The organism is Mycolicibacterium lutetiense (assembly GCF_017876775.1).
In the GTDB taxonomy this organism is placed as follows: Bacteria; Actinomycetota; Actinomycetes; order Mycobacteriales; family Mycobacteriaceae; genus Mycobacterium; species Mycobacterium lutetiense.
In genome coordinates this window covers 267,611-287,028 of the sequence record NZ_JAGIOP010000002.1, presented here as the reverse complement: position 1 = coordinate 287,028, position 19,418 = coordinate 267,611, and the positions used below count along the sequence as shown (strand labels likewise).

General features: G+C 66.8%; 19 protein-coding genes. 10 read left to right on the top strand and 9 right to left on the bottom strand.

The genetic code is table 11. The features are described 5' to 3' along the window. Positions 1-27: 27 nt before the first annotated feature. Positions 28-675, top strand: a complete 648-nt coding sequence (locus JOF57_RS10535; protein WP_209916267.1) for an MBL fold metallo-hydrolase — start codon at positions 28-30, stop codon at positions 673-675. Positions 676-690: 15 nt separating this feature from the next. Here the strand turns inward: JOF57_RS10535 and JOF57_RS10530 are convergent, their stop codons facing one another. The 5 genes from JOF57_RS10530 to JOF57_RS10510 all read right to left on the bottom strand — a co-directional run bounded on the left by JOF57_RS10530 (position 691) and on the right by JOF57_RS10510 (position 7,169). After that, a complete protein-coding gene (locus JOF57_RS10530) occupies positions 691-1,962 on the bottom strand; it encodes a competence/damage-inducible protein A (protein ID WP_209916265.1) in 1,272 nt (423 codons plus the stop codon). Positions 1,963-1,997: 35 nt separating this feature from the next. Further along, on the bottom strand, positions 1,998-3,185 hold the full coding sequence (locus JOF57_RS10525) for an enhanced intracellular survival protein Eis (protein WP_209923230.1): 1,188 nt from the start codon (positions 3,183-3,185) through the stop codon (positions 1,998-2,000). A gap of 112 nt (positions 3,186-3,297) precedes the next feature. Further along, positions 3,298-3,522 carry a hypothetical protein gene (locus tag JOF57_RS10520; protein ID WP_209916263.1) on the bottom strand — a complete coding sequence of 75 codons (225 nt, stop codon included), beginning with the start codon at positions 3,520-3,522 and terminating at the stop codon, positions 3,298-3,300. A gap of 9 nt (positions 3,523-3,531) precedes the next feature. After that, positions 3,532-6,258, bottom strand: a complete 2,727-nt coding sequence (locus JOF57_RS10515; protein WP_209923228.1) for a glycoside hydrolase family 2 protein — start codon at positions 6,256-6,258, stop codon at positions 3,532-3,534. 173 nt (positions 6,259-6,431) lie between these two features. Continuing rightward, positions 6,432-7,169, bottom strand: a complete 738-nt coding sequence (locus JOF57_RS10510; protein WP_209916262.1) for a glucose 1-dehydrogenase — start codon at positions 7,167-7,169, stop codon at positions 6,432-6,434. A gap of 102 nt (positions 7,170-7,271) precedes the next feature. On the opposite strand from JOF57_RS10510, the gene JOF57_RS10505 reads away from it, so the two are divergent. After that, entirely contained in the window at positions 7,272-8,348 is a 1,077-nt protein-coding gene (locus JOF57_RS10505; protein ID WP_209916261.1) for an NAD(P)H-dependent amine dehydrogenase family protein, read from the top strand. Here JOF57_RS10505 and JOF57_RS10500 read toward each other — a convergent pair. Further along, the gene (locus JOF57_RS10500) at positions 8,345-9,109 is read right to left on the bottom strand and encodes an HAD family hydrolase (RefSeq protein ID WP_209916260.1); all 765 of its coding nucleotides are present in this window, start codon (positions 9,107-9,109) and stop codon (positions 8,345-8,347) included. The genes JOF57_RS10505 and JOF57_RS10500 overlap by 4 nt on opposite strands. Before the next feature lie 56 nt (positions 9,110-9,165). Between JOF57_RS10500 and JOF57_RS10495 the strand changes: the two genes are divergently transcribed. The 4 genes from JOF57_RS10495 to JOF57_RS10480 all read left to right on the top strand — a co-directional run bounded on the left by JOF57_RS10495 (position 9,166) and on the right by JOF57_RS10480 (position 13,916). Next, entirely contained in the window at positions 9,166-9,531 is a 366-nt protein-coding gene (locus tag JOF57_RS10495) for a VOC family protein (protein WP_209916259.1), read from the top strand. A 121-nt stretch (positions 9,532-9,652) separates the two neighbouring features. Beyond that, on the top strand, positions 9,653-10,783 hold the full coding sequence (locus JOF57_RS10490; RefSeq protein WP_209916258.1) for a nitronate monooxygenase: 1,131 nt from the start codon (positions 9,653-9,655) through the stop codon (positions 10,781-10,783). A 332-nt stretch (positions 10,784-11,115) separates the two neighbouring features. After that, positions 11,116-11,685, top strand: coding sequence for a TetR/AcrR family transcriptional regulator (locus tag JOF57_RS10485; protein WP_209916257.1), 570 nt, complete (start codon positions 11,116-11,118; stop codon positions 11,683-11,685). Continuing rightward, the gene (locus tag JOF57_RS10480) at positions 11,682-13,916 is read left to right on the top strand and encodes a molybdopterin-dependent oxidoreductase (protein ID WP_209916256.1); all 2,235 of its coding nucleotides are present in this window, start codon (positions 11,682-11,684) and stop codon (positions 13,914-13,916) included. Before JOF57_RS10485 ends, JOF57_RS10480 begins: the two co-directional genes overlap by 4 nt. 30 nt (positions 13,917-13,946) lie before the next feature. Here the strand turns inward: JOF57_RS10480 and JOF57_RS31210 are convergent, their stop codons facing one another. After that, entirely contained in the window at positions 13,947-14,432 is a 486-nt protein-coding gene (locus JOF57_RS31210; protein ID WP_307869993.1) for a hypothetical protein, read from the bottom strand. A 253-nt stretch (positions 14,433-14,685) separates the two neighbouring features. Here JOF57_RS31210 and JOF57_RS10470 point away from each other — a divergent pair, with 253 nt between their 5' ends. Beyond that, on the top strand, positions 14,686-15,933 hold the full coding sequence (locus JOF57_RS10470) for a cytochrome P450 (RefSeq protein ID WP_209916254.1): 1,248 nt from the start codon (positions 14,686-14,688) through the stop codon (positions 15,931-15,933). On the opposite strand, the gene JOF57_RS10465 is transcribed toward JOF57_RS10470, so the two are convergent. Continuing rightward, on the bottom strand, positions 15,887-16,210 hold the full coding sequence (locus JOF57_RS10465; RefSeq protein WP_209916253.1) for a hypothetical protein: 324 nt from the start codon (positions 16,208-16,210) through the stop codon (positions 15,887-15,889). The genes JOF57_RS10470 and JOF57_RS10465 overlap by 47 nt on opposite strands. A gap of 147 nt (positions 16,211-16,357) precedes the next feature. Here JOF57_RS10465 and JOF57_RS10460 point away from each other — a divergent pair, with 147 nt between their 5' ends. From JOF57_RS10460 to JOF57_RS10450, 3 genes are read left to right on the top strand one after another with little or no spacing between them, the layout of a single operon-like run. Beyond that, entirely contained in the window at positions 16,358-17,107 is a 750-nt protein-coding gene (locus JOF57_RS10460) for a helix-turn-helix transcriptional regulator (RefSeq protein WP_209923227.1), read from the top strand. Positions 17,108-17,146: 39 nt separating this feature from the next. Beyond that, the gene (locus JOF57_RS10455) at positions 17,147-17,869 is read left to right on the top strand and encodes a FadR/GntR family transcriptional regulator (RefSeq protein WP_209916252.1); all 723 of its coding nucleotides are present in this window, start codon (positions 17,147-17,149) and stop codon (positions 17,867-17,869) included. Next, the gene (locus tag JOF57_RS10450; protein WP_209916251.1) at positions 17,866-18,522 is read left to right on the top strand and encodes a sterol desaturase family protein; all 657 of its coding nucleotides are present in this window, start codon (positions 17,866-17,868) and stop codon (positions 18,520-18,522) included. The genes JOF57_RS10455 and JOF57_RS10450 overlap by 4 nt, the downstream gene beginning before the upstream one ends. Here the strand turns inward: JOF57_RS10450 and JOF57_RS10445 are convergent. After that, positions 18,503-19,282 carry a L,D-transpeptidase gene (locus tag JOF57_RS10445; protein ID WP_234938093.1) on the bottom strand — a complete coding sequence of 260 codons (780 nt, stop codon included), beginning with the start codon at positions 19,280-19,282 and terminating at the stop codon, positions 18,503-18,505. The genes JOF57_RS10450 and JOF57_RS10445 overlap by 20 nt on opposite strands. Positions 19,283-19,418 lie beyond the last annotated feature (136 nt).

The following is a 19,418-nucleotide window of genomic DNA, read 5'->3' as shown; positions in this document are numbered from 1 at the left end:
CCATTGTTGAGGGTCGAGGCTGTCGTCATGACACCCCCGATGACCCGGATTCGGTCCGACCTCTGGGAAACGCGCACCGACACACCGTTTCCCGGCTTGACCACGCACGCCTACCTGTGGACGCCGGACGGGCCCAACGCACTGTTCTACTGCCCCGCCGGTGATGCCGACTTCGCCACGTTGGATTCACTCGGCGGAGTCGACGATCACTACTTGTCACATCAGGACGAGGCCGGACCGATGCTGGCCCGCATCGCCGAGCGGTTCGAATCCCGGTTACACGCGCCCGCAGCCGAGCGCGAGACGATCGGGCAGCACCACCCTATCGACGTACCGCTGTCTTCCCGGCACGTCGATGATCGTGGCGTCGAGGTGATCCCCACCCCAGGGCACACACCGGGCAGCACCTGCTACCTCGTGCGAGGCGCCGAGGGCCGCTATCTGTTCACCGGGGACACCATGTTCGTCGCTGCCGACGGACGGTGGTCGACGTTTGTGGTCCCGGGTTACGGTGATGCCGAAGCCATGGCCGACAGCCTGAACCTGTTGGCGAGCCTGCAACCCGATGTCGTGATCTCCAGCGCCTTCGGGGCACGCTCGGTCACGGACCTCCACGGGACCGACTGGTCCGCATGCATCGACGAGGCGCGGCGCTCGATACCGGTGACCCGTTGACGTTCGAGTAGCGGGTCAGTCGCCGATCCCGATGAGGGCCCGGCGCAGCAGGTGCATCGCGACGGTGGTGGCCCGCTCCCGGATATCGGATCGGTCACCCGGGAGCCGGAGCGTCCGGGTGATGGCCACCGATCCGGCCCGGACCGCGAAACATACGGTGCCGACCGGCTTTTCCGGGGTGCCGCCGTCCGGCCCGGCGATCCCGCTGATCGCGACCGCGGTATCGGCACCGAAGTGGTACAGCGCCCCATTGACCATGGATTCGACCACCGGTTCGGACACCGCACCGCATTCGGCGATCAGAACCGGATCCACGTTCAGCAGTTCGGCCTTGGCCTCGTTCGAGTAGCTGACAACCCCTCCGGCAAAGTAGTCGGAGCAGCCGGGGATATCGGCCAACCGGGCGGCCAGGAGCCCGGCGGTGCAGGACTCCGCCGTGGCGATCCGGTGTCCGGCGAGCAACCCGGCCACCTGCTCGTCCACGGTCGTGCCGTCCTCGGAGTACAGCGCGGCACCATGCCGGTCGCGCAGCAGCGTCAGGAGATCCTGGTAGGCACGGGCGGCGTCGGGCTCATATCGGGTGACGATCTCGAGTTCGCCACGGCGCAGGCACGTGGTGATCTCCAGTGCGTCGAAACCGGCGATGGCACCCTCGGCCTCGCGCAACGTCTCGGCCAGACCGGATTCGGCGAGGCCGAACATCCGCACCATTTCCTGCTGGTACTTCGTTCGGCCTGAAATAGCCTGTTGCACAGCCGCGGTCGCGACCGCGGTCTGCCACATCGGTTGCAACTCGCGTGGCGGTCCGGGCAGCACCACAACGGTAGGGCCGCCGCTGCCGACAACGACACCGGGGGCGGTACCGACGGGCGCGAGGACCTCGGCACCAACCGGCACCATCGCCTGCTTGCGGTTGGCCGCACGTACCGCGTCGAAATCCACGCCGGGCCGGTCGCCGATCATCTTCCGCAGGATCGCGGCGATCCGCTCCTCCATCGCCTCGTCGAGGACTAGTTCACGCCCGCAGAACTCGGCGACCGTCGCCACGGTGAGGTCGTCGGCCGTCGGCCCGAGCCCGCCGCTCGTCACGATCAGGTCCACGCCCTCGTCGGCCAGGAACCGTAGTTGGGCCGCGATGTCGCGGGGGCGGTCGCCGCAGATGGTGATGTGTGCGAGTTCGACACCGAGCTCGAGCAGCTGGTCGGCCAGCCACGGACCGTTGCGGTCCTGAACCCTGCCGGTGAGTACTTCGGTTCCGGTAACGACGATGCCTGCGCGTGCGCTCACCAGATGAACACTACGCAGCGGCCCCTCGCCCCGGCTCAGAAGCTGTACCCGAGGGCCGCCGGAACCGCACTGGCGAAGGCCGCCCCGAGACGGTGCACCACGGCTGAATCCTTGCTGCGCAATCGGTTTGCTGTAGCGAAGGCCTCGGGGCGGTGGCCGCCGAGGTACAGGCTCCCGAGCACGTCGAGGCTGAGCTCGATATCGGCCGGCGCGTCGGTGGGCGCACACCGCGCGTGGCCGTCGCGAATCTGCAGGGCAAATCGTCCGCCATCACCGCGGAAACCGTCGGAGACCTCAAGTACCGCGTCGAGGTCGGCCTGATACCGCCGGGCTTCGAGAGCGACCGGAATGTTCATGATCCTGATCCACAGGTCATCGCTGCTCGAGGTCACCCGGGCCAGCCGTGGATTGGTCAGCAGGTAGGGCACCACGTCGCCGGGTGGCGTCCAGATGCTCACCTTGTCCATCAGGTCCATGCCCAACAGGGCCCGCCACAGGGCGATGTAGGCGTCGGTGGTCACGGCGGTGACCGATCGGACCCGAATCGACCGGGATTCGTCACCGTGTACGCGGTACATCGCATAGCCGTCCGGATGCAGGAACGCGAACAGTTCTGATCCGCCCTCGCGAGTGTTCTCCCGGTCGGCGAGCAGGTCGTCCCACAAGGGCGTCGGGCACACCAGCCCGCCCGGCGTCTGCTGTCGCCAGCGGTCGTAGATCGCGGCGAAGGTATCGCGGTGCTCGGCAGGTGTGACCAGGCGGACACCGCCGGGGTCGGGCACGGAGGCGTGGAACTCGGCGAACCTGCGGTCAATGGTCAACAGCTGCACGGTGGTGGCCGGACCGTAGCCGAATCGGCCGTAGATCCCGCCTTCGCTCGCGGTGAGCGCGGCGATCGGATATCCCGCCTCGGCGATCCGTCGGTGCAACTCGGTGTACATCGATCGCAAGATCCCGCGGCGCCGATGAGTGGGTGCGACGGCCACGTAGCTCAGACCCGCAGCGGGCAGCACCGCGCCACCGGAAACGGTGAGTGTGTGATCGAGATAGATCGACTGGCCGACGATGTCTCCGTTGTCGCCGTCACGCATCACCACGCCGCCGTCGGCGGACACCATCTGCCGCCACGCCGACATCGAATCGGGGTGGTTGACCTCCCCGAACGCGGTATTGCCCAGCAGCGCCATTCCCGACCAGTCGGCGTCGGTGACGCTGTGCAGCATGGGGGTTGTTGCCGAAGAAGCGACGGTGTCGGTCACAGAATCCGACAGTGCCACACCGCCACCGACGGGGCCACAGATTATTCCGGCCGGCCGAGCGGGCCGGCCGGGCAAATCAGCGCTTGAGCCAGTTGTTCAGTGTCGCCAGTTCCCGGGTGTAGGTGGTCATCATGTCGTCCACGTACAGCGTTGCCCCGCTGATCACGCTCGGGCCCTGCCACACGACCCTGATCCGGTTCGCCCCACGTTGGTAGACGTCCACCCGCTCGAGGTCACGGTGCAGCCATCCGACGCTCTCGGCCAGCTGGCCGACCTCATGGCGCTCATCGGTTGTGGTCATCTGTCGATCCTATCGTCGTGCCCGCTGGTCGATCGGTACCACCGTCGGTGGGCTGTTGTAACCGCCGACCCGGACCCAGTTGGGTCCGTGCTCCGATCCGGTCACCGCGCCGGTGATCTCCGCCGTCTCCCCGGGGTACACCGTGACGTAGTTGTCGGAATACTCGATCGGCAGGATCTCCTCACCATCGCGGGTCGTGGTGATCTCGGCCCGCTCGAAGAACGCGATCCGACGTCCCGGATTGTGCAATCGGATCCGGACGCTCGCGCCGCCGTCGGCCGAGTCCGTCCGATGCGCGGTCACCTCCAACGGCGCCTGCGCCATGGCGTTGAGCGGGGTCATGTCGGCCCAGCTACTCTGCACCAGGTCGAATGCCTGGTCATTGACCGGCGGCCCGACATCATCGAGTTTCTGCGACTGCCAATACGTATTGTCGGCGACGACAGCGCCGGACTCGTCGAGCAGTTCGCAGCGGACGAACACCACCGGTGAGTCGAGGGCCAACCGGGGCAGCGTCAACCCCGGCACCACACCGTTCGACGGCACGGCCGGCAACTCGGAACCTCGGTCATCGCGCAGCCGGCCGGTCAGATCGTAGGTGCGGACCCGCACCCGAAGGCCCGTCCGCTCCTGCGGTGACTGATTGACCACTTTGACGCTGGCGGTGTCGTGGTCGCCGGTGGCATAGGAATCGAAGACCACCGACAGCGGACGCAGCCCCTTCTTGGCCCCGAAGTACGCGCCGCCGGGCCGCAGGTAGTAGTCGAAAAGGTGGCCGAAGAACGACGGCCAGTGATTGTTCAGCATCCAGTAGATGGTCATCTTGTGGTTGTCCCACCCGCCGGCTGCGAACGCCTCGAACTGTGCGCGCGTCGACTCGTAGTGGGCGAGCTGGGCCTTGCGGGCGAATTCCTCTGCGCCGCTCGATGATCCGTAGCGCTGGACCACCGCGGTACGGATGCTCTCCAGAGCGGCGTTGCTGGGGTTGGCCCCGGCGTGGAAATACCATGCCTCGTTGATCGGCCACAGTTTGTCCGGCGGGATGAACTTCTGCAGGCTGGCGAACGGTGGGATGTGTTCGTTGTCGCCCTGTTCGGCGTTGGAGCCGCGAGTGGCCTGATAACGGCCGTCGAACCAGTAGCTCGGCGGGCGCCAGGTGTACGGGCCGGCCATGTGGATGCCATCCCAGTCGGGCTCGCCGTCGGCGCCGCGGGCCATGGACGACACCGTGTCGACGACGGTGTTGGGCCAGCGCAACTCATCCAGGATGCGGCGGTAGCCGTCGAGCACCGGCGCCGGAGGCTTGCCGTCGCTGCCGTTGGCCCACAGGAACGCCGCCGCGTGCCCGCGCAGGGACAGGATCTGGGAGCGCATGCTCTCGTCGGCCACCCGCCGATCCTCGTCGTCCCACTGCCACCACTTCTCCCACTGGTTGCAGCACATCCACCCGTACATCAGCGGAATGCCCAATTCGTCGGCCCGCTCGATGATGTTGTCGCCCGGGAACTTTCCCTCCAGGCGCAGCATGTTCAGCCCCAGGTCCCGGACGTATCCCAGGATGGCGTCCTCACGCTGCGGGTCGAAGGCGAACAGCAGATCCGGCGTGTACGCCGCACCCCGGACCAGAAAATCCCGCCCGTTGACGGTCAGGTAGAAGCTGCCGCCGCGACCGAGATCGGGAAACTGCTCGTCGTTGTCCCGGTGCTGAGCCACCGTCCGGATGCCGAAACGTGAATCCACGGTGTCGGCTGCCCGGCCGTACCGCACAAACTCCAGCCGCAGGTCGTAGAGGTCGGGCCTGCCCATGGTGTAGGGCCACCACAGGTCCGGGTCGCTCACCCGCAGCGCTGCGAAAGCGTCCGGGTCGAAACGGATTTCACGCTTCTCCCCCGGCGCCAGGCTGACCGGTTGATCCACCGAGATGGTCGGCTTTCCGGGCCGGCTGATCCGGGCCCGCACCACGCCACGCATCGCCACATCGGCCGTGTTGCGGATATCGGCGTAGACCGTGAGCCGGGCGCTGTCTGTGGCGGGCAACGGCAGCTCGGTGGTGACCAGCGGGTCACTGAGCACGACCTGGCCCGAATAGCTCAGATAGACAGGTTTGAAGATGCCCGCATTGCGGTCGGCCACATAGGAATTGCCGCGCAGCGGGTTCTTGTCCGGCCCCTGGTAGCCGATGTGGTTCCAGTTGAGCCAGTCCCACCAGCTGTCGGCCAGCTCGACCCCGTCGATGTCCTGCAACGCCTGCTCGGGTGTCACCCTGACGGCCAACGTGTTGGTCCCGCCGGGGTTGATCCACGGAGTCGCGTCGATCTCGTGGGCCGTATGCATGCCCACCAGCAGCGAGTTACCCGCGATCAGCTTGCCGTTGAGCCAGACCTCGGCGCGGTAGTTGATGCCGGGGAACTCCAGCCGGTAGCTCGAGCTTCCCTGCGGCGCGGCGAACGTCGTGCGGTACCACCAGTCCTGGCGGTACAGATCGTCGGGCACCTCGGTGAGGTTGTCCCCGAAGTACAGGTCGGGGTAGGTGCCGTCGTCCTGCAGTGCCGCCAAGACCGTGGACGGCATGCGCTTGACGGGGTGCCAGTCGGCGTTCACCTCGCCCGGCGTGGACAGCGCCGCACCGTCGGCGGTCACGGTGCGCGCCGAGGCCAGCTGCCAGCCCTGGGCCAGCTCCACCCGCCCCGACGGCGGCTCCGGCTTGGCGAACGGCGGGAAATCAGCCGCGCACAGCGACAACACGAGCAGTGCGACGACAACGAAACCCGCCAGACTCAGACCGGCGCGGCGATTCCGGGCGGAAATGGGCAGCTCCTCAATGACCGGTGCGGCACCGGGTCGGTGAGTCGATGCCGTGCCCGATCATTCTGCCGTGGTGAGTGCCGCCCCGTGCGGCCGGTGCACCCTCAGAGCTTGTGCGGGACGTCGTTGACGAGGCCACCGTCCATGACGAACTCGGCGCCGGTGGCGTAGCGGGATTCATCGCTGGCCAGGAACACCACGAAGGTGGAGACCTCCTCGGGTTGCCCGGATCGGCCCAGCGGAATGGTCAGCATGTCCTCGGGGAAATGCTCGGTCATCGGGGTCCGGATGAATCCGGGGTGGATCGAGTTGACCCGGATCTGCTTGGGCCCCAGTTCCAGCGCCGCGGACTTGGTCAGGCCGCGCACGGCCCACTTGGAGGCGACGTACGGGTGCACCATGGCGGCACCGCGCAGTCCCTCGATGGAGGAGACGTTGATGATCGATCCGCCGCCCGCGGCTTTCATCGCCTTGACACACGCCTGCATGCCCAGGAAAGTCCCGGTCAGGTTGACGTCGATCACCTTCTGCCACTGGGCCATATCGAATTTGCCGATCTGGCCGATCGCGACGATTCCGGCGTTGTTCACCAGCACGTTGAGCGAGCCGAACTCCTCGGTCGCCGTTGCGACGGCAGCGTCCCACTGGTCGGCGTCGGTGACGTCGAGATGGACGTAGCGCGCCGAATCGCCGAGTTCGGCCGCCAACGCCTTGCCCTCGTCGTCGAGGATGTCCCCGATCACGACCTTGGCGCCTTCAGCGACCAGCGCCCGGGCGTGCTCGGCGCCCATCCCCCGCGCCCCGCCACTGATGAGTGCCACTTTTCCTTCAACCCGTCCCATGACGGGTGAGGCTACCGCCTGCAGCCACAAATTAGAACCTGTTCCAATTTTGACGCCGGATCGGCATACTGCAATTAGACCGAACAGCTTGAGGAGACCTGTATGGCCATTCGCGTGGCGATCGTCGGCACCGGAAACTGCGGCCGGTTGGCCCTGATCCAGCTCATCGACGACCCCCGGTTCGAACTCGTCGCGGTGGGCACCTCGACCGAGGCGAAGGTCGGCCTGGACGCCGGCGAACTGGCTGGGCTGGGCGGCGTCACCGGGGTCACCGCCACGCTGGGCATCGATGCCGCGATCGCCGCCGAACCGGACTGCCTGGTGTACTGCGCGATGGGTGACACCCGCCCCGTGGAAGCCACCCGCGATGTGATGGCCGCACTGGCCGCCGGGATCAACGTGGTCGGCTCAGCCCCGGGCGGCTTGCAATTCCCCTGGGGCGCCATGCCGGAGAAGGCCATCGCACGGGTCGAAGAAGCTGCTCAGGCGGGTAATTCAAGCGTGTTCATCACCGGTGTCGACCCCGGGTTCGCCACCGACCTGGTGCCGTTCGCGGTCGCCGGTACATGTCAGCGCATCGATCAGATCAAGACCATGGAGATCGCCGACTACGCCACCTATGACGGCACCGAGGTGATGTCGATCGTCATGGGATTCGGCAATCCGATCGACCAGCCCGGAATGTTGTTTCTCCCCGGGATCCTCAGCGCTGCTTGGGGGACCGCGATCCGGATGCTCGCCGCCGGACTGGGCGTCGAGGTCGAAGACATCACCGAGCACTACGAGTTGGAGCCCGCGCCCGAGGACATCGAGGTCGCGACCGGCGTCATCGCCAAGGGCACGGTGGCGGCGATGCGCTTCCAGATCAACGGCATGGTCGGCGGTAAGCCGGTGATCGTCGTCGAACACGTCACCCGGGTGCGTGCTGACCTGCGACCGGACTGGGCGCAACCGGCCCAGCCCGGCGGCTCCTACCGCGTCGAGATCACCGGCGAGCCGTCGTATGTCGTGGACATCTGCCCGACCAGCGATCGAGGCGACCACAACCACGCCGCGATCGTGGCCGCGGCGGGACGCATCGTCAACGCCATCCCGGATGTGGTGAGCGCCGAGCCGGGCATCCGCACCACCCTCGACCTTCCCCTCGTCACCGGCAAGGGTCTGCACAGGCTGAACTAGGCACCGGGTCGCAACCGACGATCGCCCCGGCGCCGGCCGTCGGGTCGCGGCACGGTCAGCACCGGCCAACCCTGGTCGGTGGCCACTGCGGCCAGGCGCGGCCGCGGGTTGACCGGCCGGGGCCGGCCCACCAATCGCATCAACGCATCGTCCTCGTAGCCGTCGGCATAGAAATAGCTGTGGGCGAGGTCGACCTGTGCGTCGTGGCAGAAATGCTGCACCGCAGCGGCTTTGCTCGCACCCCAGATGATGGGTTCGACGATTCCCCCGGTCAGCCGCCCCTGGCCATCGGTCAGGAAGCGATTGCACAGCACGTGGCTGATCCCGAGGTGACGGGCAACGGGCTCGGCGTGGATGGTCAGGGCCGAGGAACTCATCACGACGGTGTGGCCGCGGTCCTGGTGACGACGCACCACCTCGCGCATGTGCGGGTAGACCCGCTGGTTGATGCGGCTCTCGAACAGGTACTCCCCCAGCTCGTCGAGCTCGAGCAGCGATTCACCCCGTAGGTATCCGGCCGCTCGGACCAACAGTCGATCGAACGGAATCCGGCCGATCCGGTACCGCACCGCGGCCTCGACGATTCCCAGGATCTCGCCGGCAGCTGCCTGTCGCCGGCGGATGCGATGACCGGCGTGCGCCGTGGCGGTGTACCCCTCCACCAGGGTGCCGTCCAGATCGAAGAAGGCTCCCACCCGCGCGCCACCTGGACCGTCCCCGATTTCCTCGAGTGACTCGGGTGGCGACAACGTGCGGGCCATGGACCTAGTACACCAAGCCGCCACGACAATCGGCCAGTCGCGACTACAAATGGTGGATGCCTGTCACGGTGCAACCCATCGCGATCAACGACGTCGCGGCCGTCATCGCCACCGGTCGATTCGAGGAGGCGAGGGCCTGGTACGCCCGTCTCCTCGGCCGAGAACCCGACCTGCAACCCGTTCCAGGGGTCGCGGAATGGCAGTTGACTGCGACCGCTTGGCTACAGGTCGTCACCGATCCGGCCGGGGCGGGACGCGGCGCCGTCCGATTCGGGGTCGACGATCTGGAGCGCACCGCCGCCCGGCTGCGCGAGGACGGGGTGGCCATTGGAGAACCGCTGGTCATCGCGGACATGGTGGCCGTCATCGACGTTGCCGATCCCGACGGAAATGAAGTTTCATTCGTCGCCGAACTCGGATGAAACTCCCGGGTTGCACCCCAAATGAGGCCGGGGTGGTACTAAACTAGAACACGTTCCACTTCCACGCGGGCCGTTCCGGTCGAGGACTCTCACACCGCACCGCCATCACAAGGAGCTCCGAATGCACACCGCACTCTGCGACGAGCTCGGGATCGACGTCCCGATCTTCGCATTTACCCACTGTCGCGACGTCGTTGTCGCCGTCAGCAAGGCCGGCGGTTTCGGCGTGCTGGGCGCCGTCGGATTCACCCCCGAACAGCTCGAGATCGAATTGAACTGGATCGACGAGCACATCGGCGACCACCCGTACGGTGTCGACATCGTCATCCCGAACAAGTACGAAGGCATGGACACCGACATGTCCGCCGACGACCTCAAGGGCATGCTGCAGTCCCTGGTGCCCCAGGAGCATCTGGATTTCGCCAAGAAGATCCTCGCCGACCATGGCGTGCCGGTCGACCACAGCGATGACGACGCCCTCCAGCTGCTGGGCTGGACCGAGGCCACCGCGACACCTCAGGTCGAGATCGCGCTGAAGCACCCCAAGATGACGCTGATCGCCAACGCGCTGGGCACCCCGCCGAAAGACATGATCGACCGCATCCACGCCGAGGGACGCAAGGTGGCCGCGCTGTGCGGTTCGCCGTCGCAGGCCCGCAAGCACGCCGACGCAGGCGTCGACATCATCATCGCCCAGGGCGGCGAGGCCGGCGGGCACAGCGGCGAGATCGGTTCGATCGTGCTGTGGCCCCAGGTGGTCAAGGAGGTGGCCCCGGTTCCGGTCCTGGCCGCCGGCGGTATCGGCAGCGGCCAGCAGATCGCCGCCGCCCTGGCACTCGGCGCGCAGGGCGCCTGGACCGGCTCCCAGTGGGTCATGGTCGAGGAGTCCGAGCACACCGAGCAGCAGCACGCCGCCTACGCCAAGGCGACCAGCAAGGACACCGTCCGCAGCCGCTCGTTCACCGGCAAGCCGGCCCGCATGCTCCGCAACGACTGGACCGAGGCCTGGGAGAACCCGGACAACCCGAAGCCGCTCGGCATGCCGTTGCAGTACATGGTGTCCGGGATGGCCGTCGCGGCGACGCACAAGTACCCCAACGAGAGTGTCGACGTCGCGTTCAACCCGGTGGGTCAGGTCGTCGGCCAGTTCCAGAAGGTCGAGAAGACCTCCGCCGTGATCGAACGCTGGGTACAGGAGTACCTGGAGGCGACGGGCAACCTCAACGCTCTGAACGAGGCCGCCGGCGTGTGATCGAGGCCGCCGGCACGGGTTCCTGATCGCCGTCGGCGTGGATGGACCTGATCTTCGATGTTCAGGTCCTGCCCCATCGCAGGTCGGCCGAATTGCCGGAACCCGTGCTGGCGTCCATCGCCGGTTACTACCGGGCGGGCAGCCCGGCCGAACAATCACACCTGGCGCTCGATCTGTCGCGATCATCTGCTGTGCCTGGCCGGCATGTCCGCTTTCCTCCTGCTGTGGTGACCGCCCACTAGAACCGAGGCCTTCGAGCCGTCGCGCCGGGCATAGACCCTTGTCCGCCGATTATGTATGGTTGCATACATAGCCGACGAAGGGGTTCGTTCGTGACCAGTCCTCGAGAACGCATGGTGGCTTCGGCCGCAGTGCTGATCCGGGAGCGCGGCGCGCACCCGACCGCCATCGCCGATGTATTGGCTCACAGTGGCGCCCCCCGCGGGTCGGCGTACCACTACTTCCCCGGCGGTCGCACCCAACTCCTTTGTGAGGCAATCGATTACGCGAGCGATCACATCGCAGCACGGATCGACAAGACGGACAGCACCGCAACGCTGCTCGACGCGACGATCGCCGGATTTCGTCAACAATTGACCGCCACCGACTTCCGGGCCGGATGCCCGATCGTCGCGGTTGCCGTCGAGGCCGGCGAACCCGGGTCCTTCGAGTCCACTCCCCTCGACCGTGCCGGGGTGGCGTTCACCCGCTGGACGGGGCAGATCACCCGCCGACTACAGAGCGACGGGGTGTCCGCCGAGCGCGCCGAGGAACTCGCGATGCTGATCCTGACCGCGATCGAGGGTGCGGTCGTGGTGGCACGGGCAACCCGCGACGTCACACCGCTCGACCTCGTCCACCGCCAACTTCGCGCACTCCTCCCGGAAGGAACGTCGTCATGACCGTCGATCAATGGCAACCCACCGCATGCATCCTGTGCGAGTGCAACTGCGGCATCGTGGTGCAGACCGAAGGCCGGGCCATCACGAAAATCCGCGGCGACAAGGATCATCCGGCGTCGGCGGGCTACACCTGCAACAAGGCGCTGAGGCTGGACCACTACCAGAGCAGCACCAACCGGCTGACCTCGCCACTGCGCCGCAGATCTGACGGCAGCTACGAGGAGATCGACTGGGACACCGCCATTTCCGAGATCGCTGCACGGTTCCTGGCGGTCAGGGACGCCCACGGCGGGGACAAGATCTTCTACTACGGTGGCGGCGGGCAGGGCAACCACCTGGGTGGCGCGTACAGCGGCGCGTTCCTCAAGGCGATCGGATCGAGGTACCGGTCAAATGCCCTGGCCCAGGAGAAGACCGGCGAGGCGTGGGTCGACGCCCACCTCTACGGCGGGCATACCCGCGGCGAGTTCGAGCACGCCGAGGTCTCGGTGTTCGTGGGCAAGAACCCCTGGATGTCGCAGAGTTTCCCGCGGGCCCGGGTGGTGCTCAACGAGATCGCCAAGGATCCCGACCGCGCGATGGTCGTCATCGACCCGGTGGTCACCGACACCGCCAAGCTCGCTGATTTCCACCTACGCGTACGACCAGGCACCGATGCCTGGTGCCTGGCCGCGATGGCCGCTGTGCTGGTACAGGAAGACCTGTGCGACGAAGAATTTCTGGCCACCCACGTCAACGGTGTCGAACCCGTCCGCGACGTGCTCCGGCAGGTGCTGGTCGGCGACTACGCCGCGCGGTGCGGTGTCGAAGAAACCCTGTTGCGCGCCGCGGTGCGCCGCATCGCCGCAGCCGACAGCGTGGCGGTGTTCGAGGACCTCGGCATTCAGCAGGCCCCCAACAGCACGCTGTGTTCCTACCTCAACAAGATGCTGTGGATCCTCACCGGAAACTTTGCCAAACGCGGTGGGCAGCATCTGCATTCGTCGTTCGCCCCGCTGTTCGGTTCGGGCGGGGTCGGCCGTAGCCCCGTCACCGGCTCGCCGGTCATCGCCGGCCTGGTCCCATCGAATGCGGTGCCGCAGGAAATCCTCACCGACCATCCCGACCGGTTCCGCGCCATGATCGTCGAGAGCAGCAACCCGGCTCACTCGATCGCCGATTCAGCGGCGGTGCGGGCCGCGCTCGAATCTCTGGAGCTCCTGGTGGTCATCGACGTCGCGATGACCGAGACGGCCCGACTGGCCCACTATGTGCTGCCCGCCGCCAATCAGTTCGAGAAGCCCGAGGCGACGTTCTTCAACCTGGAGTTCCCACACAACAACTTCCACTTGCGTCACCCGTTGTTCGAGCCGTTGCCCGGATCCCTTCCCGAACCGGAGATCTGGGCCCGCCTGGTCCGCGCCCTCGGTGCGGTCGACGATGCCGAGTTGGATCCGTTGCGCCGAGCGGCCCGGGAGGGACTGGACGCCTACGCCGCAGCGTTTCTCGGCGCGGTGGGTGCCAACCCCGGGCTGGGCCGGGTGCTGCCGTATGTGCTCTACGAGACGCTCGGACCAGTGCTTCCCGACGGCCTGGCCGGCGCCGCGGCCCTGTGGGGGCTGGCGCAGAAGGCGGCGATGACCTATCCCGACGCGGTGCGTCGCGCGGGCCACGCCGACGGCAACGCACTGTTCGAGGCCGTCCTGGCCGGCCGGTCCGGGCTGACGTTCACCGCGCACGAATATCCGGACGATTTCGCCCTGATCAGCCATTCGGATCACAAGATCGCCCTGAACATGCCCGAGATGCTCGACGCTCTCCAAACGTTGCCGGCCAGACCGTCGGCGCTGACCACCGCGGAGTTCCCGATGGTGCTCTCGGCCGGTGAACGCCGGGCCTACACCGCCAACGACATCTTCCGCGATCCCACGTGGCGCAAGCGCGACACCGAGGGAGCCCTGCGGATCAGCGTCGATGATGCCGAAGCCGTCGGCCTAGTCGACGGAGACCGGGCCAGGCTCACCACCGCGGCGGGAAACGCGGAGGTGACGGTGGAGATCAGCGACGCCATGCTGCCAGGGCACGTCTCACTGCCCAATGGGTTCGGCCTCGACCACACCGACGGCCAGGGGCGGTCGGTTGCGCCCGGCGTCGCCCCCAATGAGCTCACCTCGTCGCAGTGGCGCGACGAGTATGCGGGCACACCGTGGCACAAGCATGTGCCCGCCCGGGTCGATCGGATTCGGCGGTAAGCCGGCCGGCCTGATCGGTGAGCCCGTCCCTCAGGGCGCGGGCGACGGTGCAGGCGGTGGCGGCGGAAGCTCCGGGGCGGCGGGCATCGGCGGTGCCGGTGGCACTGGCGCTTCCGGCGCACTCGGCGAGATCGGTACGTTCGGACCGGGCGCCTGGCCGGGAACCGGCGTGTTCATCCCGCGTTGCGCGATCCCGAGTATCAGTGCCTCTTTGCCGCTGATCTCCTGGCTCTGTACGGCATGCCACAGATCCTTGAGATAGCTCCGGTTAGGGGTTTCATTGCCCTGCCCGGTGGGATCCATCGTCGCTCCCGGCGGGAGGGCGTCCGGGCTTGGCAGATGCGGGGTGCCCCCGGTGGGCGTCAGCTGCGCTGCGCCCGGATCGCCGGCTGCCGCCTGAACGGCTGGTGCAGTTGCCGGTGCAGGCGCCGGTTCGGGGCTGGACGGCCCCCCCGGTGTGGCGGGCTCCGCAAGCGCGCTCGCGGCGACCGACAGCGCGACGACAGGGCCGGCCACGCCGCACACCAACACGGACGCACATTTTCGGATGTCGACTCTCATCGCATTGACCTCTCGCTGTTACTCCAGGGACGAATGGTAACGCTGAGTGAATCGTCGCGCTCGCCGAACCGTTACAGCCCAAGGAACGGAACACGTTCCAATACCAACGAGGTGGGAGTTTCCGGAACCCGCATCGACACGCCCCACCTGTGGTGTAGCAATGGCTCTAGGTCACTACACAACGTCGTCGCGAGGAGCGCCCACCGCCATGCCGACTTTGAATCTTCCGCCAGGATTCGACTTCACCGATCCCGACATCTACGCCGAACGACTGCCCATCGAGGAACTCGCCGAGATGCGCAAGCTGGCCCCGATCTGGTGGAACGAGCAGCCGATCGGTGAAGGCGGTTTCGACGACGGCGGGTTCTGGGTCGTCACCAAACACAAGGACGTCAAGGAGGTGTCGCTGCGCAGTGACGTCTTCTCCAGCCAGGAGAAGACCGCGCTTCCGCGGTATCGCGAAGGCACCGTCGCGCAGCAGATCGACCAGGGCAAGTTCGTCATGCTGAACATGGACGCCCCACACCACACCCACCTGCGCAAGATCATCTCCCGGGCCTTCACTCCCCGGGCCATCGAACGCCTGCGCGCCGACCTGGCCGAACGGGCCCGGGCCATCGTCGCGGCCGCCGCGGCCGAGGGTTCGGGGGACTTCGTCGAGCAGGTCGCGTGCGAACTGCCACTCCAGGCGATCGCGGGCCTCATGGGCGTGCCGCAGGAGGACCGCAAGAAGTTGTTCGACTGGTCCAATCAGATGGTCGGCGACCAGGACCCGGAATTCGACTCCAACGACCCGATCAGCGCCTCGGTCGAGGTGATCATGTACGGCATGCAGATGGCGGCCGAGCGGACGAAGAACCCTGGCGACGACCTCGTCACCAAGCTCCTGGAGGCCGACGTCGAAGGGCACAAGCTCTCCGACGACGAGTTCGGCTTCTTCGTCATCCTGCTCGCGGTGGCCGGGAACGAGACGACCCGGAACTCGATCACCCAGGGCATGATGGCCTTCGCCGACCACCCCGAGCAGTGGGAGTTGTTCAAACGCGAGCGCCCGGCCACCGCCGCCGACGAGATCGTCCGGTGGGCCACCCCCGTCACCTCATTCCAGCGCACCGCGCTGGAGGACACCGAACTGGCCGGAGTGCCGATCAAGAAGGGGCAACGGGTGGTGATGTTCTACCGCTCGGCGAACTTCGACGAGGATGTTTTCGAACACCCCTATTCTTTCGATATCCTGCGTGACCCGAACCCGCACGTGGGATTCGGCGGCACGGGGGCGCATTACTGTATCGGCGCCAACCTGGCCAGGATGACGATCGACCTGATCTTCAACGCGATCGCCGACGGGATGCCCGACCTGACGCCGCTGGCGGCGCCCGAACGGCTCCGGTCGGGTTGGCTCAACGGCATCAAACATTGGCAGGTGGATTACCGCGGCTCGTCGGATAGTCGATGATCGACCGCCAGTAGTCCTCCGGGATTTCGGTATTCGACCGCAGCACGATCGCCAGACCGGTTGCCATCGCGATGCCGAGCAGCCCGAGCCACAGGCCCGCGAGCGCGATCGCAATCCAGAGCGCCGTTGTCAGCGCGGGCCACGGCGATACCACTGCGAGCACCGGTGCGAAGAAGAACCCGGCTCCGATGTAGGCGGCCGACCCGGCCCGGTCGGCCGCCATGATGGCGTGCAGCCAACGCGGAATCGATTGGCACGACGGGGTTTTTTCGCTCATTGCTGCCTCCTTCATGGGGACGAGACCACCATCTCGCGGACCGGGTAATCAGGGCAATTACCCCTCAGGTAGTGGTTATCGCCCCCCGGTGTGAGCGAGACTCGGGTGGTGACGAGCGCGGCAACCCAGACACCTATCGGATCGCTCATGCGCGACTGGCGATTGCGCCGCCGCATCAGTCAGTTGGACCTGGCCATCGAGGCCGAGGTTTCGGCGCGTCACCTCAGCTTCATCGAGACCGGTCGCTCGGTGCCGAGCCGGGCCATGGTGCTGCGCCTCGCCGAGGCACTGGAGGTACCGCTGCGGGACCAGAACCAACTGCTCCTGGCCGCGGGGCTGGCACCGGTTTACGCCGAGCGGACACTGGAGGATCCCGAGATGACTGCCGTGCGCGACGGGGTAACCCGAGTGCTGGATGCCTACAACCCGTTTCCCTGCGTGGTAGTCGATCGCACGTGGAATCTGTTGCAGGCCAATGCCGGTACCGCGGTGATGCTCGACGGTGTCGCACCGCACCTGCTGGCCCGACCCAACGCGCTGCGCATCACCCTGCACCCCGAAGGAATGGCCCCTCGGATCCGGAACCTGGCCGAATGGCGCCATCACCTGATCAGCCGGTTGCGTCGCGAGGTCACCGTGAGCGGATCGGCCGAGCTGGCCGGCCTCCTCGCCGAGATCGAGTCCTATCCGGGAGGGATGGAGCCGGTCCGCGATCTCGGCGGCGTGGTGGTCCCACTGGAAATGACCGCATCCGACGGCACCGTGCTGACCTTCCTCAGCACCGTCACCACCTTCGGGACCGCGCTGGATCTGACCGCAGCGGAACTGAGCATCGAGGCGTTTCTGCCGGCCGACGCCGAGACCGCAGATGCACTTCGGTCACATTCAGTGGTCTGACCACTTGACCTCTGACCGGTCGCCGGGCAGCATGTCGCTATGGCGTTACAACCGGTAAACCGCCGATCCGTGCCCGAGGATGTTTTCGAGCAGATCGTCGCCGAGGTACTCAGCGGGCAGATGCGGCCTGGCGAACCGCTGCCCAGCGAACGGCGCCTCGCCGAGGTACTCGGGGTGTCCCGCCCGGCCGTACGCGAGGCCATCAAGCGGCTCACCGAAGCCGGCTTGGTCGAGGTTCGGCAGGGCGACTCGACCACGGTGCGAGACTTCCGCAGGCACGCCGGCCTGGACCTCCTGCCACGGCTGCTGCTGCGCGCGGGCGAACTCGACGTCAGCGTGGTGCGCAGCATCCTGGAAACCCGCCTGCACAACGGGCCCAAGGTCGCCGAGTTGGCCGCCGAGCGGGCGCCGTCCGGCGTGGTCGCACAACTGACCCACACGGTCGACGCCCTGGCGGCCGAACCGGATCCGGTGGAAAGACAGCGCCAGGCACTCAGCTTCTGGGACCTCGTGGTCGACGGCGCGGATTCGATCGCATTCCGGTTGATGTACAACACCCTTCGGCAGACCTACGAGCCCGCCCTCCCGGCGCTGGCCACCATGATGGCCGCGGAGGTCGGCCGCCCCGATGCCTACCGGCAGATCGTCGCGGCCATCGAAGCCGGCGACCCGGCGGCCGCGCACCGGGCGGCTCAGGACCTACTGAAGCCCGCCACCAACGCGCTCCTGGGCGCACTCAAGGCACTGGAGGAATCCCGATGACGCGCAAGGCTTTCACGCTGGGCGACGCGGCGCGCGAATTCGTCAGCCACCCCTCCCCCTGGATGATCGGCGCCGCGCTGGTCGCCAGCGTCGTCGCGCGCTGCGCCGTCGGGGACTGGCAACTCACCGACGCGCTTGTGCCCGTGGTGATGCTTGCGGTGTTCCCGCTCTTCGAATGGATCGTCCACGTTTTCGTACTGCACTGGCGGCCGCGGCGGTTCGGTCGGATCACACTGGATTCGCTGCTGGCCCGCGACCACCGGCTACACCACATCGACCCGCGCGATATCCCGCTGATCTTCATACCGTGGCGCGCCCTGCTGTGGATTCTGCCCGTCGCAATGACGGTGGCATTCCTGGCCTTTCCGCGGACCGGCCTCGGGCTGACATTCCTGTCGGTGGTGAGCGTGCTGGGGCTGTGCTACGAGTGGTGCCACTACCTGATCCACACCGACTACACGCCGAAAGGCAGTGCCTACCGCGCGGTTTGGCGTAACCATCGGCAACACCACTACAAGAACGAGCACTACTGGTTTACCGTCACCACCGCCGGAACCGCGGACCGGATACTGCGGACCTATCCCGACCCGGCGGAGGTGCCCACCTCACCGACGTCGAAGAACCTGCACGCGACTACGACTGCACGACAATAGGATCGCCGAGGTTCACCGTGTTGAAGTACCAGTCGGCGTTGTCGGGGCTCAGATTGATACACCCGTGGCTGACGTTGGAATAACCCTGCGATCCCACCGACCACGGTGCGCCGTGCACGTAGACGCCACCCCAGGTCACCCGGACCGCATCGTAGACGGTGAGCTTGTACCCCTCGGGATCGCTCAGCGGAATCCCGATGGTCCGCGAATCCATCACCACGACAGGTTCTTTCGACAGTGCAGTGAACGTACCGATGGGGGTCGAATACTTGGGCTTGCCCATTGATGCGGGCATGGTGCGGGCCACCGCACCATCGATGCTGACCGTGAACGTGTGGGCACTGATGTCAGCCACACCGAGCACCTGGGCCCCGGTCTCGAAGCTGGTCTTCGCGCCGCCGGCGGTGACCGAGATCTTCGAATGAGCCGGCCACAGCTGATCGGGCTTCCACTGCATCACATCGTCGCTGAGCCAACTGAAGGTGCCGGTCGGGGTGTCGGGCGAGCTGATCTTCAGACTGCTCTGCGCCGCATCCCGGTCGGTCACCGGGTTGTCGAACGTCACCGTCAGCGGCATGGCGACACCGACGGTCGAACCCGCTGCGGGCTCGATGGCCGCACCGGGTGCAGGCGTGCTCACTGCGGCAGATGCCACGTTGACCGTGCTCGCGGCTGCCAGGGTGGCGACACCAATCGCCGCAAACACTTTCCGGACCGACACTCGAACGGTTCCGAATGACGACGATGGGGCATTCAGCATTCCACCAGTGTAGGTGAGCGCCGGCACTGCACCTCTCAGGCGCAGCGTGGGAGCGGCAATTCGAGGTCGGCGGTGGCGCGAAAGGTTGCCCATGGTGAACTCATCGGCCCAGCGACCCAGAACGTTTCACCGCAGG